This is a genomic window from Streptomyces sp. NPDC030862 (assembly GCF_055571835.1).
This window is the reverse complement of record NZ_JBVIEN010000003.1, coordinates 573,413-589,996: the sequence shown is the minus strand read 5'-3', so window position 1 is coordinate 589,996 and position 16,584 is coordinate 573,413. Positions and strand designations below refer to the sequence as shown.

Here is a 16,584-nt window from a genome sequence, read left to right as displayed (position 1 = left end):
TCACGTGAAACAGACCGCCCCTCGGCAAGACCGCAGGTCAGATACGCCAGGCAAGGCGTCAGGCGAGACCGAGCTCGTCGAGGGCGTACGCGTAGAGGTACGGCACACCCGCCGTCTCGCTGATCTTCTCGGCCGCGCCGGTGGCCCGGTCGACGATCGTCGCCACGGCGACGACCTCGGCGCCGGCCTCGCGGACCGCCTCGACGGCGGTGAGCGGCGAGCCGCCGGTGGTGGAGGTGTCCTCGACGACGAGGACGCGGCGGCCCTTGATGTCCGGGCCCTCCACGCGGCGCTGCATGCCGTGCGCCTTGGCCGCCTTGCGGACGACGAAGGCGTCGAGCTGCCGGCCGCGGGCGGCGGACGCGTGCAGCATCGAGGTGGCGACCGGGTCGGCGCCGAGGGTGAGACCGCCCACCGCGTCGTAGTCGAGGTCAGCGGTCAGATCGAGCATGACCTGACCCACGAGCGGTGCGGCGGCGCCGTCCAGGGTGATCCGGCGCAGGTCGACGTAGTAGTCGGCCTCCAGACCCGAGGAGAGGGTCACCTTGCCGTGCACCACGGCCTTGTCCTTGATCTGCTGCAGCAGCTCGGCACGTACGTCAGTCATGCCCACGAGCTTAAGCGCCCCCGGTCACCGCTGCTCACGCCCGTCGCTCACCGCCGGGTTCACAGCCGTCGCCAGGTCCAGGTGGACTCGATCTCCAGCGGGTCGATGGGCGTGACCAGGCGCGGATGGGTGTTGAGGCCGTTGGGCGGGCCCGACTGGGGCTCGACGCAGACGGCGGCCTCCTGCTCGTCGTAGACGACCACCCACTCGGCGCGGCTGGTGACCTTGAGCTCCAGGCGTCCGGGCCAGGTCAGGGTGACGTCGACGCCGTCGGGCATGGCGAAGCAGTCGTCCCACGGGCCGGGGCGCGGGTCGATCCGCCGGCCGGTGGGCAGGTGGTCGTCCCCGCGCTCCTCCTGCCAGGCGGCGGCGAAGTCGAGGCGCACCTCCTCGCCGTCGCCGTCGAGGGTGCGCTGGAACCAGGGGTGCCAGCCGGCCTGCGCTGGGAAGGAGTCGCCGTACGTCTCGACGCCGAGCCGCAGGGTCAGCGCGTCCTCGGTCAGCTCGAAGGTCTGGGTGACCCGCCCCGGGTACGGCCACGGCTCGGCGAGGTCGTACGTGAACGCCGCCTCCGTCTTGTCGGCGCGGACGGTGTGCCAGGCGGTGTCGCGTCCGGTGCCGTGCATGGCGTGCGGGGGCGAGTTGAGGGGCAGCTGATGGCGCGTCGCGCCGTTGAGGAAGCGGCCGTTCGCGACCCGCCCGCACCAGGGCACCATCGGGAAGGAGCCGTACCGCTCGCCCTGCCGGAGCAGTTCCGTGCCGGCGATGCGGAGGCTCTCGATACGGCAGCCGATGTCCGGGCGGACGGTCAACTCCGCGTCTCCGGCCACGAGCCGGACGCGCGCGCTCTCGGCGCTGCTACTGGTCACGTCAGTCACGCCACCGACACTACTTCCGCCGGCTCCGGCGCCGCAGCGCCCGCCCCGCGACCACGGCGGAGGCGAGCGCGAGCGCGGCGGCGGGGGCCAGCCAGCGCAGCGTCGCGGTGGCCGACGCGGTCTCCGGACCGGGCGTGGGCGCGTAACGCCCGCGCGGCGGGGAGTGGTCGACTTCCTCGGCGCTGCGCCCGATCATGGTCCGCCGCGCGTGCGCGGCCTCGGCGGGCGGCTCGTCCGGTCCGAACGCGTCCCCGGCGTCCACGTCGTCCGCGTCGTCCGCGTCGTCCGCGTCGTCCAGGGACTCCAGCGCGGAGGGGGGCACGGGGGTGTCGTACAGCCGTGTCTCGGCGCCCTGGTCGACCCCGTCGTCGTCGACGTCGTCCTCTTCCGGTGCGGCCGACCAGTCGGGGGCCGTGGCGGTGTTCGCCAGGGACTCGGCGAAACGGTCCAGCAGGCGGTGCGCCGTGGCGGCCGTCGCGTCGGCGGGGAGTTCCGCCAGGCGGCCGTCCGCCCGGAGGGTGCCGGTGATGGCGAGGGTCGTGCCGCCCTCGTCCTCCGTCGGACGCACCGTCATGGCCAGCTTCACCGAACCGGAGCCGCGGACCTCCGTGCCCTCGCCCTCGACGGCGTACGCGCCGTCCTCCTGCTCGGTGACGCGCAGGGTGCCGCGGTAGGTGATCGAGTGCCCGCCGGCGCGCACCTTGAGGCGGCCCGTCAGCGGGCCGGCCGACGCGTCAGCGTCCTGTTGGAGCCCTGGGACGCAGCGGGCGACGCGGGCGGGGTCCGCCAGCACCTCGCGGACGGCTTGCACGGTGACCGGAACGAACACCTCATGCTCCATGGGAGCCGAGCCTACCGACGCCCGGCGCTCACGTCACTCGGCGTACCGCGGGTGCACCAGTGTGGAGGGCGGCAGGTCCCCCGCCGGGGCGCCCGCCTGCCGGAGCACCGCGCAGTGCCCGGGCGGTGTGCCCGGCGAGGGCGGCGGGCCGGACACCGCCGCGAGGAGGAACCCCCAGTCGCCGGGCGCTCCCCCGCCGCCCGCGGAGCGGTCGGGCCCGGCGGCGAAGCCGGAGCGCCGGCCCTCGGCGCAGTACGGCCGGGTCGTGAAGCCGGCCGCGCGCAGGGTGGCGTCCACCGTCCAGTAGGTGTGCGGCCGGGACGCCGACGGCCCCGCGTGGACGGCGAGCCGCCCGCCGTCCCGGAGCGCCCGCGCAGCCAGGCCGTAGAACTCCTGGGAGTAGAGCTTGGTGGAGGCGGTGATGCCGGGGTCCGGCAGGTCCGACAGCACCACGTCGTACGCCCCCGGCTCCGCCGCCTCGCGCAGCCAGCGGAACGCGTCGGCGTACACCACCCGCACCCTCGGGTCGGCGTACGCGCGGTCGTTGAGCCGCGCGAGGGCCGGGTCCGTGCGGGCGAGGCGCACGACGCCCGGGTCCAGCTCGACGACCGTCACCGCCTCGACGTCCGCGTACCGCAGGGTTTCGCGGAGCGCCAGTCCGTCGCCCCCGCCGAGGATCAGCACGCGCCCGTGCCGCCCGCGCATCGCCGGGTGGACCAGCGCCTCGTGGTAGCGCCGCTCGTCGTGCCCGCTGACGCGCAGCCGCCCGTCCAGGAAGAGCTCCGGCGGCTCGTCCGCCGCGCCCGTGAGCACCACCTCCTGGACGCCCGTCTGGACGGCGACCCGCACCCGCTCGCCGTACACCGCCTGCCGGGCCGCCCGCTCGAAGTCGTCGACCAGCGCGGCCGCGGTCGCCAGCACCGCCAGGACCAGCACGTTGGCGACGGCCAGCAGCCACCGCTCTCGGCCCGTCAGGTCGCGTCCGAACAGCCACAGCACCAGCGCCCCGCCCGCGACCACGTTGACGGCGCCGGTGAGCAGCGCGCTCGTCAACTGCCCCAGCCACGGCAGCAGGAGGAAGGGGAACGCCAGCCCGCCGACGAGCGCGCCCACGTAGTCCGCGGCGAAGAGGTCCGCGACCGTGCCGCCCGGATCCTGCTCGGGGCGGTGCGAGATCCGGTGGATGAGCGTCATCAGCAGCGGTATCTCGGCGCCGATCAGCACGCCGATCGCGAGCGAGAACGCCACGAGCGCTTCCCGCGACCCTCCCGCCCACGCGAACGCGGCGTACAGCACGAGCGCCGAGCAGCCGCCGACCAGCGCCAGCGCGGCCTCGACGAGACCGAAGCCGACCGCCGCGCGGCAGCGCAGCCGCTTGGCGAGCAGCGACCCCACGCCCATCGCGAAGACCATCACGGAGAGCACGACCGAGGCCTGGGTGACCGAGTCCCCGATGAGGTACGAGGCGAGGGCGACCAGCTCCAGCTCGTACACCAGCCCGCAGGCGGCGCAGACGAAGACGGCGAACAGCACCAGGAACCGTCCCGCGCGCTGCCGCAGGGGCAGGGCCGCCGCGGCCCGCGCGGGCGGCGGCCCTGCAGCACGGGAGGCGGACGGCGCTTCGATCACGCCATAACGCTACGTCCCGTCATAGTGACCTCTTGTCACCCACACGGGTGGACTTCCGCCTGTGAAGGCATACGGACGCCGACACTCGTCCTGGTGACGACCAGCTGCCCCTCCTGCGGGTACGCGTGCCAGGTGCGCCACCGCACCTGGCCTTCGTGCCGCTGCGCCAGCATCGCCGTGAAGGCGTGCGGCGAGCCCGGGAACGTACCGGCGAGGCCGTGGGGGTGGTCCGCCACGAGCGCGAGCAGCTCCTGCGCGCGCCCCGCGAACGAGCCCTCGGACAGCGTCTCGACGCGGGCGGCGAACTCGTACTCCCACGCGCCGATCCGCTTGGCCACGCCGAGCGGCAGCGGCGTGCTGCTGCCCGGCATGCAGGCCACGGTCTCCGAGCAGCTGCCCCGCTCCTCCTCCAGCAGCACCTGGTGCGAGGCGCCGAGGAGTCTCAACTGAATCGTGGCGCCGTCGAGTTCGAGATCGAGCACGGCAAGGGCCGGCAGCGCCTCGCGCCCCAGCGCCCAGGCCAGGTCGGCGGCGCGCGTGTCGGTATACGCGGTGGTGAGCGTCGTGAGCATGGGTCGGCTCCGCAAACACGGTTTGACGGGTGGACCGGGGGCGTCCCGGAGGCCTCGGAGGGACTGGGGCGTCTCTGCCTCGGGGTCCACGCGCGAGGTCCGAGGGCTGGATGGTTTCGACAGCGAGGGAATCATGAACTGCGAGTGACTCACAGCGGTTTTACCCAACTTGCCGTGGTTTCCATCCCTTGGGGGGCCTGACGGTTCAACTGTTCAACATAAACGGACCGAGAGACCCTACAAACGGTCAACGCGAAGGAGCCCGGCGTGAGTTGACGGCGCCGGGCTCCTTCCGTGGTGTCGCGGACCGACTGCCCCGTGTCAGTCGCCTCCGCCACCGCCCCCGCCACCGCAGGAGGAGCCGCCGCCGCAGGACCAGCCGCCGCCACCACCGGACCCGCTGCCGCCGCCGGCCCACCAGCTGTTGCCGCCGCGGCGCGAGCGCCGCGGCCGATGCCGGTTGCGGCCACCGCCCGCCACGGCGACCAGCACCACCGCGGCTATCACGACCACCCCGAACACGATCGAAGCCATGCCCATCGGTTTCCTTTCCCCCGTGTGTCGTACGTGACTGGGGGATGCCCCCGCCGTCACGCGCGCTAATCGGAATTGAGCAAGTCCAGAGGTTTCAGCTGCACCCGCCCCCGCCGCCGCCACAGGACGAGCCGCAGGAGGAGCCGGAGCAGGACGAGGAGCTCGAGCACGAGGAGCTGGAGGAGGAGCACGAAGAGCCGGACGACGAGCGCGACGCCTTGGACGACTTGGAGGACTTCGACGACTTCGACGCCTTCCGCTTCTCCGGCTTGGACGAGGGGGGCGTGGGCTTCGGCACGTACGGGCTGTCGCCCGCCCACCAGCTGCCGCTGTCGATGTCGCGGATCCGCTGGACCCTCTCCTCGGACCTGTGGACCGCCAGCACCACACCGCTCACGATGGCGACGACCGCCGCCGCATACAGGAATGCTTCCATGGCGGGGGGATCCCCCGGCCACGCGCCGCTGAAAGCAGACTTGAGCCACTCCAGAGGTTCGGCTCAGGATGGCCGTCATGACACTGCCGCCGCGTTCGCCGCGCCCCCTGCTGAACCGCCGCCTCGCCCCCTTCGGCACGACGATCTTCGCGGAGATGTCCGCGCTGGCCACCCGCACCGGCTCCATCAACCTGGGCCAGGGCTTCCCCGACACCGACGGCCCCGAAGAGGTCCGGGAAGCGGCGGTGCGCGCGCTGCGCGACGGGCGCGGCAACCAGTACCCGCCCGGCCCCGGCGTCCCCGAGCTGCGTACCGCCGTCGCCGAGCACCAGCTCCGCCGCTACGGCCTGGCGTACGACCCCGACACCGAGGTCCTGGTCACGGCCGGCGCCACGGAGGGCATTGCGGCCGCGCTGCTGGCGCTGGTCGAGCCGGGCGACGAGGTGATCGCGCTGGAGCCGTACTACGACTCGTACGCGGCCTGCATCGCGATGGCGGGCGGCACGCGCGTACCGGTCACGCTGCGGCCGTCCGGGGACCGGTTCACGCTCGACCTGGACGAGCTGCGGAGAGCGGTCACCGACCGCACGCGCCTCATCCTGCTCAACACCCCGCACAACCCCACCGGCACCGTCCTCACCCGCGACGAGCTCGCCGCCATCGCCGCGCTCGCCGTCGAGCGGAACCTGCTCGTCGTCACCGACGAGGTGTACGAGCACCTCGTCTACGACACCGCCGAGCACGTGCCGATCGCGACCTTCCCCGGCATGCGTGAGCGGACCGTGACCCTGTCCTCCGCGGGGAAGACGTTCTCGTACACCGGCTGGAAGGTCGGCTGGGTGACCGCGGCCGCCCCGCTCGTGACGGCCGTCCGCACCGCCAAGCAGTACCTCACCTATGTGAGCTCGGGCCCCTTCCAGTACGCCGTCGCCGAGGCGCTGCGCCTGCCGGACGACTACTTCACCGGTCTGCGCGAGGACCTGCGCGCCAAGCGGGACCTGCTCGCCGGGTCGCTCGCGGAGGTGGGGTTCGGGGTCTTCCGGCCGCAGGGCACGTACTTCATCACCGCCGACATCACCCCGCTCGGCGAGAAGGACGGCCTGGCCTTCTGCCGGAGCCTGCCGGAGCGGTGCGGCGTGGTGGCGGTGCCGACGCTGGTCTTCTACGACGACCCGGAGGCGGGCCGCGCCCACGTGCGGTTCGCGTTCTGCAAGTCGGAGCGTCTGCTCCGCGAGGCGGCGGACCGGCTCCGGGGGCTCAAGGGGCTCCAGGGTTCCTAGGGGCCCAGGGGGCCCTAGCGGCCCGTCGCGCCGCTGTCACGGCGACACGCGCGCGGGCACCCCGCCCGGGGAGGCGACCACCCGGGCGGGTCCCCTGCGCTCGCGCCGCCGCCGCGCTCCGCACAGGGTCGGGGTGAACCATCCCGCGCACGGAGGTGCACCCTGTCCGCCGAGACGTCCGCCGAGACCTTCCGCCCCGGCGCGCCGAGCGTGGCGTGGCGGCCCCTCGCCGCGCTGCACCGCGCCGCGCCCGCGCTGGGGATGTTCGCCGCCGCCCGGCTGACCGGGATGCTGGTGATGGCGCTGTGGGCCTGGCACACCGGCCGCTCGCCGCGCGCGCTGCTGGCCGGTTCCTGGGACTCCGACTGGTACCTGCGGATCGCCGCCCACGGCTACGGCAGGACGCTGTACTGGCCGGACGGCGCGGTCCAGTCCGACCTGGCGTTCTTCCCGCTCTACCCGGGGCTCGTCCGGGCCGTGACGGCCGTCCTGCCGGTCGCGGGCGGCACCGCCGGGCTGCTGGTCTCCTGGACGGCCGCGGGCGCGGCCGCCTGGGGGATCTTCCGGATCGGCGAGCGGCTGTACGGGCGGGGCGTGGCCACCGCGCTGGTCGGGCTGTGGGGGCTGCTGCCGCACTCGATCGTGTTGTCCATGGCGTACACGGAGCCGGTGATGACCGCCTTCGCGGCCTGGTCGCTGTACGCCGTGCTGACCCGGCGGTGGCTGTGGGCGGGCGCGCTCGCGGCCCTCGCGGGTGCGGCGCGCCCGAACGGGGTCGCGGTCGCGGCGGCGGTGGTCGTGACGGCCGCCTGGGCGCTGGTGCGGGACGCGCGGAACCGGACCGACTGGCGGGTGTGGGCGGGGGCCGCGCTGGCCCCGGCCGGCTGGGCGGGCTACGTGCTGTGGGTGGGCGCGCGCCGCGGCGACCCGCTGGGCGGGTACTTCGCGGTGCAGGCCGGCTGGACCTCGCGGTTCGATTTCGGGGCCGGAACGCTGCGCTTCGTACGCACCGTCGTCACCCGCCCCATGGACCTGGGCTTCACGATGGCGCTGGCGCTGACGGCGGTCGCGGTGGTGCTCTTCGCGCTGTTCCTGCTGGACCGGCCGCCGCTGCCGCTCGTCGTCTACACGGCGGTGCTGGTGGTCATCGCGGTCGGCGGCTCCGGGTTCTTCGAGTCGAAGCCGCGCTTCCTGCTGCCGGCGTTCCCGCTGCTGGTGCCGGTGGCGTACGCGCTGCGAAAAGCCCGGCCGGGGGCGGCGGTCGTGGTGACCGCCGCCCTGGCCGGGCTGTCGTTCGCCTACGGGACGTACGTGCTGACGCTCGCCACCATGGCCCTCTGAGGGCCTATTCGGCGCCCCCGTCCGGGCCCTCGGCGCCCTCGGCGCCCTCCAGGCCGAACTGCTCCACGAGCCACTTGTCGAACTCGATGGACGCCCGCACCCAGCTGACCGTCGACTGCACGAAGTGCTCCAGGCTCACCCCGGTGCCGATCAGCATCTGCGCCTCGCCGATGAGCCGGACGGTGGCGCCGCCCTGCTCGTCCTCGTGCAGGTGCGAGTAGACCTTCGGCCACAGGGTGCGGCGGTTCCAGTCGTCGATCGTCTCGAGGATCTTCTCCTTGTTCTCGACCGGGTGCGCCCGGTCGTAGAAGGTCCGCACCGAGAAGACCTGCTGGTCGGCCTCGCCGCGGAACATGAAGTACGTGCGGAATTCCTCCCACGGCGCCGCGAGGTCGCCCTCGTCGTCGACGACGTACTTCAGCTCCATCTGCTCGAGGAGCTGCTTGACGAGATCCTGGTCCGGGACGACGGGGCCCGCCGGTCCTGCGGCCTGCTGCGGCTGGGGCTGGCCCCCGAAATTCGGAATCGAGGACGGGTCGATGCTCACCGTGAATTTCCCTTCGTACGATTGCGGCCATCCTCTCCCATCCCCGCCCGGAGGTGGCAAGCGCGGACGGCGGCGATCCGCTGCGGGCTGACATGATTCCGTGCTCATGACGCGGAAGAGCGGAAAAGAAGAGAAGCGCGGAAGGCACTGGCTGTGGATATGCCTGGCCCTGCTGGCGGTCCTGGGGCTGCCGGCCGGCTGCCTCGCGTGGGGCGCGTACTCCCTCAGCGAGTCCGGCCGGGAGCGGCCGGTGCCGTGCGACAAGGCGATGGCCTACGCCAAGGGCGCCCTGCCCGAGGGCGCCCGGGACGCCCGCTGCTCGGGCGCCCACGGGCAGGACACCTACGTCAGGGCCGAGTTCCGGATGGAGCGTGCCGGGGCGGAGGCCTGGATCGCGACGACCTGGCCGACGGCGCAGCCGTCCGAGCCCTGCGACACGGACCTGTGCCGGGACGTCGACTACAGCCACGCGGACCCCTCGTCGGTGAGCGTGAAGCTGACGTACGAGGACGGGGAGACCGCCCTCGTACGCCTCTTCGCCCACGGCACCTGACACGGCGCCGGAGCCGGAGCCGGGACTACCGCACCGCTCCGACCACCAGCCCGTCGTCCGTGCGGTCGACGCGGACCGTGTCGCCGTCCCTGACCTCGCCCGCGAGGATCTCCTTGGCGAGGCGGTCGCCGATCGCCGTCTGCACCAGGCGGCGCAGCGGGCGGGCGCCGTACGCCGGGTCGAAGCCCTCGATGGCGAGCCAGTCCAGGGCCGCGGGGGTGACGTCCAGAGTGAGGCGCCGCTCGGCGAGGCGGGCCGCCAGGCGGCCGATCTGGATGCGCGCGATGTGGGCGAGCTGCTCGCGGTCGAGGGCCGAGAAGACGACGATGTCGTCGAGGCGGTTGAGGAACTCCGGCTTGAAGGAGGCGCGGACGGCCTCCAGCACCTGCTCCTTCTTCTGCTCCTCCGGGGTGACCGGGTCCATCAGGAAGTGGCTGCCCAGGTTGGAGGTGAGGATGAGGATGGTGTTGCGGAAGTCGACCGTCCGGCCCTGGCCGTCGGTCAGGCGGCCGTCGTCGAGGACCTGCAGCAGGATGTCGAAGACCTCCGGGTGCGCCTTCTCCACCTCGTCCAGCAGCACCACGCTGTACGGGCGGCGGCGCACCGCCTCGGTGAGCTGGCCGCCCTCCTCGTAGCCGACGTAGCCGGGGGGCGCGCCGACGAGCCGGGCGACGCTGTGCTTCTCGCCGTACTCGCTCATGTCGATGCGGACCATGGCCCGCTCGTCGTCGAAGAGGAAGTCGGCGAGCGCCTTGGCCAGCTCGGTCTTGCCGACGCCGGTGGGGCCGAGGAAGAGGAACGATCCGGTGGGCCGGTCGGGGTCGGAGATCCCCGCGCGGGTGCGGCGGACCGCGTCCGACACGGCCCGTACGGCCTCGGTCTGGCCGATCAGGCGGCGGCCGAGCTCGTCCTCCATCCGCAGCAGCTTCTGCGTCTCGCCCTCCAGCAGGCGCCCGGCCGGGATGCCGGTCCAGGAGGCGACGACGTCGGCGATGTCATCGGCGCCGACCTCGTCCTTGACCATGGTGTCCCCGGCGGCCTCCTGCTCGGCCTCGGTGGCCGCCTCCAGCTCCCGCTCGACCGCCGGGATCTCGCCGTACAGCAGCTTGGAGGCGGTGTCGAAGTCCCCGTCGCGCTGGGCGCGCTCGGCCTGGCCGCGCAGGTCGTCGAGCTTCTCCTTGAGCTCACCGACGCGGTTGAGGCCCTGCTTCTCCTTCTCCCAGCGGGCGGTCAGGCCACGCAGCTCCTCCTCGCGGTCGGCGAGGTCGCGGCGCAGCTTCTCCAGGCGCTGGACGGAGGCGGGGTCGGACTCGTTCTTGAGCGCGAGCTCCTCCATGCGCAGGCGGTCGACGGCACGCTGGAGCTCGTCGATCTCGACGGGCGAGGAGTCGATCTCCATGCGCAGCCGGGACGCGGCCTCGTCGACGAGGTCGATGGCCTTGTCCGGCAGGAAGCGCGAGGTGATGTAGCGGTCCGAGAGGGTCGCGGCCGCGACGAGCGACGCGTCGGCGATCTGGACCTTGTGGTGGGCCTCGTACCGGCCCTTGAGCCCGCGCAGGATGGCGATGGTGTCCTCGACGCTCGGCTCGGCGACCAGGACCTGCTGGAAGCGGCGCTCCAGGGCCGGGTCCTTCTCGATGCGCTCGCGGTACTCGTCGAGGGTGGTGGCACCGACCATGCGCAGCTCGCCGCGGGCGAGCATGGGCTTGAGCATGTTGCCCGCGTCCATGGCGGAGTCGCCGCCGGCGCCCGCGCCGACGACCGTGTGCAGCTCGTCGATGAAGGTGATGATCTGGCCGTCGCTCGCCTTGATCTCGGACAGGACGGTCTTCAGCCGCTCCTCGAACTCACCGCGGTACTTCGCGCCCGCGACCATCGCGCCGAGGTCGAGCGCGACCAGCCGCTTGTTCTTCAGGCTCTCGGGGACGTCGCCCTTGACGATGCGCTGGGCGAGGCCCTCCACCACGGCGGTCTTGCCGACGCCGGGCTCGCCGATGAGCACGGGGTTGTTCTTGGTGCGGCGGGACAGCACCTGTACAACGCGGCGGATCTCCTGGTCCCGGCCGATGACCGGGTCCAGCTTGCCCTCCCGGGCCGCGGCCGTGAAGTCGGTGCCGAACTTCTCCAGGGCCTTGTACTGGCCCTCCGGGTCCGCTGTGGTCACGCGGCGTCCTCCCCTCGCCTTCTCGAAGGCGTCCAGCAGCTTGCGCGCCCCGGCGCCCTGGCGCTCCAGCAGCTCGCCGGCCTGGCCGCCCTTGGCGGCGACGCCGATCAGCAGGTGCTCGGTCGACACGTAGTCGTCGCCGAGCTCCTTGGCGCGCTGCGTGGCGTCGGCGACGACCGCGAGCAGCTCGCGGTTGGGCTGCGGCGGGGCGACGGTGGAGCCGGTGACGCTGGGCTGGGCGGCGAGCAGCCGCTCGGTCCCCGCGCGCAACGAGGCCTGGTCGGCGTCGACGGCGGCGAGCAGGTCGATGATGTTCTCGTTGTCCTGGCCCTCCAGCAGTGCGAGCAGCACGTGCGCGGGGGTCAGATCGGGGTGGCCGTCGGACACGGCGCGGCTGGTGGCCGCGTTGAGCGCGTCCCGGCTCCGGTTGGTCAGCTCGGCGTCCACGGGTGACTTCTCCTCCTTCGGGGCCCGGCCTGTATGACTTACGCCTGTACGACCCAGCTATATGACTCATCCAGCGTACATAAAGTTGAGTCTATTCCACTCAAGCTGGCTCGTGGAACCCGTCCCCGGTAGGTTCCGGCCCATGGCCATAGACCCCCGCAACCCCGGCGACTCGTACCTCGGCTTCTGGCGCGAGTACCACATGTCCACGCTCACCACGCCCCGCCCGGACGGCACACCGCACGTCGTCGCGGTGGGTGTGACGTACGACCCGGAGGGCGGCGAGAAGGGCATCGCCCGGGTGATCACCAACAAGCACAGCCGCAAGGTCGCCAACGTGCTCGCGGCGGGCGCCGACGGGGCGCGGGTGGCGGTGTGCCAGGTCGACAAGGGGCGCTGGGCGACGCTGGAGGGCGTGGCCCGGATCCGTACGGAGCCGGACGCCGTCGCGGACGCGGTCGCCCGGTACGCGGAGCGCTACGGCCGCACGCCCGCGCCCAACCCGGACCGGGTCGTCATCGAGATCGCGCTCACGCGCGCCATGGGCCGGACCTGACCGGACGTACCCGTACAAAAGCACAGCGGCACCATCGTGTTCAGGTCACGATGGTGCCGCTGTGTGGGGGAAGCACCTGAGCGATTTGCAACGACGGGGGAACCGCTCAGGCGCTGCGGGGGGTGGCGGTGGTGGTCTCCGGCTCGACGAGCTGGTGGTCACGCTGGTCGAGGTTGACGAAAATCATGCCGTAGCGGATGGCGCACCGGACGGGCTGTGGGGCCCCGCGGGGGCGGCGCAGGCAGCGGTAGGCGCGAATGTCCTCGTCGTCGCCCCGCGTGATGACGATCGGCTCACCGAAGAGGGTGACCATCAACGAATCGCCACTGTGCGGCACGGCCGTGACGAGGTCGATGAAATGCCACCCGGAGCGGTAGGCCGACGCCATCTCGCGTCGGAAGCGCGAGTCGTCGGGAACGTTCATGCGCCCGCGGACCCCCAGCCGGGATCATTGGCGGCGGCCGGAGCGGCACCCCAGCCCGGGTCCTGCGCCTCGGCGGCGAGCGGAGCCTTCGCACCCCAACCGGGGTCCAGGGCTTCAGCGGCGAGCGGAGTCGTCCCACCCCAACCGGGGTCCAGGGCCTCGGCGACGTGCGGAGTCCCCGCGCCCCAACCGGGGTCCTCGGCGGACACCGCGATTCCCACCCCCGCAGCAGCGAAGAGCGCGACGCCGGCAACGGCGTGTATGAGCTTCTTGGCCATGACCGAGCAACCTCACTTGACGGTAATTCATCCCGCTCCCCCGCAGTTATGACGATGACTCACTCCCCACGCTTTCACCACTGGCTCAATGCATCATGTTCCTGAATCGGAAAAAGCCTGGGGGTGTACATATGCAACCGGATCGGGATGGACACGGACATCCCCATAGTCACTTCGAGCTCTGCGAGACGGGTTCCCAGCTCTACGCGGACGCTCTTCGCGCCGGGCGCATCGCGCGTGCCGAGGTCGCGCCGGCCCCGTGTCTCCTCGACCTGGACCTGCTGCGACCGGACCCCGACGACGCGCAGTGGCTGCGGCCCGTGCCGCCGTCCACGGCGCTGGCCCACCTGATACTCCCGATAGAGAAGGAAATACAGGAGCGCAGACGGCTCACCGTCGCCCTCGCCGACGCTTTCGAGCCATTCATGGCCGTCAGCGCCCAGATGCCGTCGACCACCCACGCCATCAGCGTGCTGGAAGGGCTGAAGCGCATCAACGCCAGCCTGGACCGCGCCGTCGCCGACTGCTCGGTGGAGCTGCTGACCGTACAGCCCGGCAGCGGCCGCAGCGCCCAGACCTTCGGCGAGGCGCTGCGCCGGGTCCGGCCGCTCCTGGGCCGGGGCATCAAGATGCGGACCCTCTACCAGCACACGGCGCGCCACCAGCCCATCACCCTGGCCTACCTGGAGCGCATCGGGCCCGAGGTGGAGGTGCGCACGCTGGAGGAGATCATCGACCGGCTCATCATCGTGGACCGCAAGGTCGCCTTCGTGCCCGCCAGCCGCGACCGCCAGGTCGCCCTGGAGCTGCGCCACCCCGGCCTCGTGGAGTACCTGGTCGGCGTCTTCGAACAGTTCTGGCTCCAGGCCATCCCCCTGGAGAAGCCCGTCACCTACGAGCCGCACCCCCACGGCATCAGCGGCGTCCAGCGCTCCATCGCCAAACTGCTGGTGGAGGGGCACGTGGACGAGGCGATCTCGCGGCGCCTCGGCATGAACGTACGCACCTGCCGGGCGCACATCGCCAAACTGGCGTCCGCGCTCGGCAGCGGCAGCCGGGCGCAACTCGGCTACCTCATCGCCCAGTCGGGCATCCTGGAGCACGGCGACTGACGGGCGGTCGACCCGACCCGTGGCCGGCCGGTGCCCGGTCAGCCGGCGGGCCTCGCCCACGCGGTGGTCTCGATCGCGTCGGTGTTGCCGAGGTCCAGCGGGCCGCCGTCGCCCGGCGCGACGGTCTGCGGCGCGACGCCGGGTGCGGGCGTCACCCGCAGGTACGCGCCGCTCGTCGCCACGACGTCCGTACGGGTCACCGTGTTGCGCCACATCACCGACGCCTCGGCCCGCTCACCGGGCCGCAGCACGAACGCCGAGGGCCGCGCCCTGGTGTCCAGGTTCGAGCCGAGCCGTACGGTGACGTCGAGCTTCTCCCGCTGCGCGTCGAGGACGTCGAGCGCGGGGTAGCCGCTCACCTCGAACGGCTCCGTACCGCAGTTGAGCAGCGTCACCCCCATGCCCCGCACCCCCATGGCGGCGCTCACGATCCCCGCGGAGACCCGCACGCCGGACTCGGGGCACGGGGCGGCCGCCTCCGGCGCCGCGGACGGCAGCTGGTCCGGCAGCGGGATCGGCCGGGGCACCGAGGGCGCCGGAGACGCCGTCGTACGGACCGGCAGGGGTGCCGCACCCTTCTCGTCGTCACAGGCCGCCAGGAGGGCCGCGAGGGCCACCAGGGCCGCCACCGGAAGGCATCTTCGGGTACGCATCCGGACAGCCTAAAGGCCCCCTCCGTACGCCGAAGGGGGCCCTTGGGGAAGGGTGTTACCGCTCGCCTCTGTTACTGCTCGCCGCGCTTGGCGGCCGGACGCCACACCACCAGCGCGCTCGCCTGCTGCACGTCCTGGTATGGCACGAGGTCGCGCCGGTAGGAGGCGTGCACCTGGGCCTCGCGCTGGCGCATCGCCGCCGCCGCGCCCTCGACCGCCGCACTGAGCTCGGCGATCCGGGACTGGAGCGCGGCGACCTGGTTCTCCAGCTCGATGATCCGCTTGATGCCGGCCAGGTTGATGCCCTCGTCCTGCGACAGCTGCTGCACCTGGCGGAGCAGCTCGATGTCGCGGGCGGAGTAGCGCCGGCCACGGCCCGCCGTACGGTCCGGCGAGACCAGCCCGAGCCGGTCGTACTGCCGCAGCGTCTGCGGGTGCAGCCCGCTCAGCTGGGCCGCCACCGAGATGACGTAGACCGGGGTGTCATCGGTCAGCTCGTACGGATTGCGTCGACGTCCGTCCATCTCAAGCCCCCTTCGCGGCCTGGAACAGCTCAGCTCGCGGATCCTCACCCGCCATCGCCTGACGGTACGTCTCCAGGGCCTCGCGCGCCTTGTCGTTGAGGTCCTTGGGCACCGCCACCTCGACGGTGACGAGCAGGTCCCCGCGCGTACCGTCCTTGCGCACCGCGCCCTTGCCCCGGGCGCGCATCGTACGGCCGTTGGGCGTACCGGCCGGGATCTTCAGCGTGACCGGCGGCCCGCCGAGGGTCGGGACCTTGATCTCGCCGCCGAGCGCCGCCTCGTCGTACGAGACCGGCACCGTGACGGTGAGGTTGTCGCCCTTGCGGCCGAAGACCGGGTGCGCGTCCACGTGCACCGCCACGTACAGGTCGCCGGCCGGGCCGCCCCGCTCGCCGGGCGCGCCCTTGCCGCGCAGCCGGATCCGCTGCCCGTCGGCGACGCCCGCCGGGATGCGGACCTGCATGGTGCGCGAGGACTTGGCGCGGCCGCTGCCGTGGCAGACCTCGCAGGGGTTCTCCGCGATCAGGCCGCGGCCCTTGCAGTCCCGGCAGGGGTCGGTGAGCGAGAAGCCGCCGCCCGTGCCGCGCGACACCTGGCCGGTGCCGACGCAGGTGGGGCAGACGCGCGGGGTGCCGTTCTTGTCGCCCGTGCCGGAGCACGCCTTGCAGGGCTGCTGGCTGGACATCCGCAGCGGGACCGTGGCCCCTTCCACCGCCTCGGTGAAGCTGAGCGTCACCTCGGTCTCGATGTCCTGGCCCCGGCGCGGCTGCGTCCGCGCGCCGGCGCCGGGCCGGGCGCCACCGCCGAACAGGCCGCCGAAGACGTCCCCGAGCCCGCCGCCGAAGCCGCCGGCACCGCCGCCCCCGCCCTGGGCGCCGCCGAAGAGGTCGCCCAGGTCGAAGTTGAAGGTGCCGGCGCCGCCGGGGCCGGCCCGGAAGCCGCCGTTGCCGAAGAGGGCGCGTGCCTCGTCGTACTCCTTGCGCTTCTTCGGGTCGCCGAGGACGTCGTTCGCCTCGGAGATCTCCTTGAAGCGGGCCTCGGCGGCGGCGTCGCCCTTGTTGGCGTCCGGGTGGAACTCGCGGGCGAGCTTCCGGTACGCCTTCTTGATCTCCGCCTCGGTGGCGTCCTTGGGGACGCCGAGAACCTTGTAGTAGTCCTTCTCGACGAAGTCCTTCGTGCTCATCGACGTCCCTCCTCTCGGACGATCA

General features: G+C 72.7%; 19 protein-coding genes. 5 read left to right on the top strand and 14 right to left on the bottom strand.

Annotated features, from left to right (window positions below):
- Window positions 1–58 precede the first annotated feature (58 nt).
- From pyrE to ACZ42X_RS10715, 7 genes are all read right to left on the bottom strand, one after another.
- Window positions 59–607, bottom strand: coding sequence for an orotate phosphoribosyltransferase (gene pyrE, locus ACZ42X_RS10745; RefSeq protein WP_355359927.1), 549 nt, complete (start codon window positions 605–607; stop codon window positions 59–61).
- A 59-nt stretch (window positions 608–666) separates the two neighbouring features.
- On the bottom strand, window positions 667–1,485 hold the full coding sequence (locus ACZ42X_RS10740) for an aldose epimerase family protein (protein WP_468286802.1): 819 nt from the start codon (window positions 1,483–1,485) through the stop codon (window positions 667–669).
- Between the two features lie 10 nt (window positions 1,486–1,495).
- On the bottom strand, window positions 1,496–2,326 hold the full coding sequence (locus ACZ42X_RS10735; protein WP_468286799.1) for an SRPBCC family protein: 831 nt from the start codon (window positions 2,324–2,326) through the stop codon (window positions 1,496–1,498).
- A 33-nt stretch (window positions 2,327–2,359) separates the two neighbouring features.
- The gene (locus tag ACZ42X_RS10730) at window positions 2,360–3,955 is read right to left on the bottom strand and encodes a polyamine aminopropyltransferase (RefSeq protein WP_468286796.1); all 1,596 of its coding nucleotides are present in this window, start codon (window positions 3,953–3,955) and stop codon (window positions 2,360–2,362) included.
- A 35-nt stretch (window positions 3,956–3,990) separates the two neighbouring features.
- On the bottom strand, window positions 3,991–4,527 hold the full coding sequence (locus tag ACZ42X_RS10725) for a DUF2617 family protein (RefSeq protein WP_361426161.1): 537 nt from the start codon (window positions 4,525–4,527) through the stop codon (window positions 3,991–3,993).
- Window positions 4,528–4,848: 321 nt separating this feature from the next.
- Complete coding sequence (locus ACZ42X_RS10720; RefSeq protein WP_468286792.1) at window positions 4,849–5,061, bottom strand: hypothetical protein; 213 nt, start codon at window positions 5,059–5,061, stop codon at window positions 4,849–4,851.
- 94 nt (window positions 5,062–5,155) lie between these two features.
- The gene (locus ACZ42X_RS10715; protein ID WP_468286789.1) at window positions 5,156–5,497 is read right to left on the bottom strand and encodes a hypothetical protein; all 342 of its coding nucleotides are present in this window, start codon (window positions 5,495–5,497) and stop codon (window positions 5,156–5,158) included.
- A 68-nt stretch (window positions 5,498–5,565) separates the two neighbouring features.
- Between ACZ42X_RS10715 and ACZ42X_RS10710 the strand changes: the two genes are divergently transcribed.
- A complete protein-coding gene (locus ACZ42X_RS10710; protein WP_468286786.1) occupies window positions 5,566–6,777 on the top strand; it encodes a pyridoxal phosphate-dependent aminotransferase in 1,212 nt (403 codons plus the stop codon).
- Window positions 6,778–7,038: 261 nt separating this feature from the next.
- The gene (locus ACZ42X_RS10705; protein ID WP_468287488.1) at window positions 7,039–8,118 is read left to right on the top strand and encodes a hypothetical protein; all 1,080 of its coding nucleotides are present in this window, start codon (window positions 7,039–7,041) and stop codon (window positions 8,116–8,118) included.
- A gap of 4 nt (window positions 8,119–8,122) precedes the next feature.
- Here ACZ42X_RS10705 and ACZ42X_RS10700 read toward each other — a convergent pair whose 3' ends face one another.
- Window positions 8,123–8,665, bottom strand: a complete 543-nt coding sequence (locus ACZ42X_RS10700) for a type III secretion system chaperone family protein (RefSeq protein WP_468286783.1) — start codon at window positions 8,663–8,665, stop codon at window positions 8,123–8,125.
- A gap of 106 nt (window positions 8,666–8,771) precedes the next feature.
- On the opposite strand from ACZ42X_RS10700, the gene ACZ42X_RS10695 reads away from it, so the two are divergent.
- Window positions 8,772–9,218 (top strand): hypothetical protein, encoded by a 447-nt coding sequence (locus ACZ42X_RS10695; RefSeq protein ID WP_468286780.1) that lies wholly within the window; start codon window positions 8,772–8,774, stop codon window positions 9,216–9,218.
- Between the two features lie 25 nt (window positions 9,219–9,243).
- Here the strand turns inward: ACZ42X_RS10695 and clpB are convergent, their stop codons facing one another.
- Window positions 9,244–11,829 carry an ATP-dependent chaperone ClpB gene (clpB, locus tag ACZ42X_RS10690; protein ID WP_468286777.1) on the bottom strand — a complete coding sequence of 862 codons (2,586 nt, stop codon included), beginning with the start codon at window positions 11,827–11,829 and terminating at the stop codon, window positions 9,244–9,246.
- A 142-nt stretch (window positions 11,830–11,971) separates the two neighbouring features.
- Between clpB and ACZ42X_RS10685 the strand changes: the two genes are divergently transcribed.
- Window positions 11,972–12,385: a pyridoxamine 5'-phosphate oxidase family protein gene (locus ACZ42X_RS10685; protein ID WP_468286774.1), complete on the top strand. Its 414-nt coding sequence runs from the start codon at window positions 11,972–11,974 to the stop codon at window positions 12,383–12,385.
- A gap of 106 nt (window positions 12,386–12,491) precedes the next feature.
- Here the strand turns inward: ACZ42X_RS10685 and ACZ42X_RS10680 are convergent, their stop codons facing one another.
- Window positions 12,492–12,809: a Rieske (2Fe-2S) protein gene (locus ACZ42X_RS10680; protein WP_073756807.1), complete on the bottom strand. Its 318-nt coding sequence runs from the start codon at window positions 12,807–12,809 to the stop codon at window positions 12,492–12,494.
- Window positions 12,806–13,087, bottom strand: a complete 282-nt coding sequence (locus ACZ42X_RS10675) for a hypothetical protein (RefSeq protein ID WP_468286770.1) — start codon at window positions 13,085–13,087, stop codon at window positions 12,806–12,808. The genes ACZ42X_RS10680 and ACZ42X_RS10675 overlap by 4 nt, the downstream gene beginning before the upstream one ends.
- A 131-nt stretch (window positions 13,088–13,218) precedes the next feature.
- On the opposite strand from ACZ42X_RS10675, the gene ACZ42X_RS10670 reads away from it, so the two are divergent.
- On the top strand, window positions 13,219–14,199 hold the full coding sequence (locus ACZ42X_RS10670; protein ID WP_468286769.1) for a helix-turn-helix transcriptional regulator: 981 nt from the start codon (window positions 13,219–13,221) through the stop codon (window positions 14,197–14,199).
- 38 nt (window positions 14,200–14,237) lie between these two features.
- Here ACZ42X_RS10670 and ACZ42X_RS10665 read toward each other — a convergent pair whose 3' ends face one another.
- From ACZ42X_RS10665 to dnaJ, 3 genes are all read right to left on the bottom strand, one after another.
- Complete coding sequence (locus tag ACZ42X_RS10665) at window positions 14,238–14,852, bottom strand: DUF4232 domain-containing protein (protein ID WP_468286767.1); 615 nt, start codon at window positions 14,850–14,852, stop codon at window positions 14,238–14,240.
- Between the two features lie 71 nt (window positions 14,853–14,923).
- Window positions 14,924–15,376 (bottom strand): heat shock protein transcriptional repressor HspR, encoded by a 453-nt coding sequence (locus ACZ42X_RS10660; RefSeq protein ID WP_361426194.1) that lies wholly within the window; start codon window positions 15,374–15,376, stop codon window positions 14,924–14,926.
- A gap of 1 nt (window position 15,377) precedes the next feature.
- Window positions 15,378–16,559: a molecular chaperone DnaJ gene (dnaJ, locus tag ACZ42X_RS10655; protein WP_468286763.1), complete on the bottom strand. Its 1,182-nt coding sequence runs from the start codon at window positions 16,557–16,559 to the stop codon at window positions 15,378–15,380.
- Window positions 16,560–16,584 lie beyond the last annotated feature (25 nt).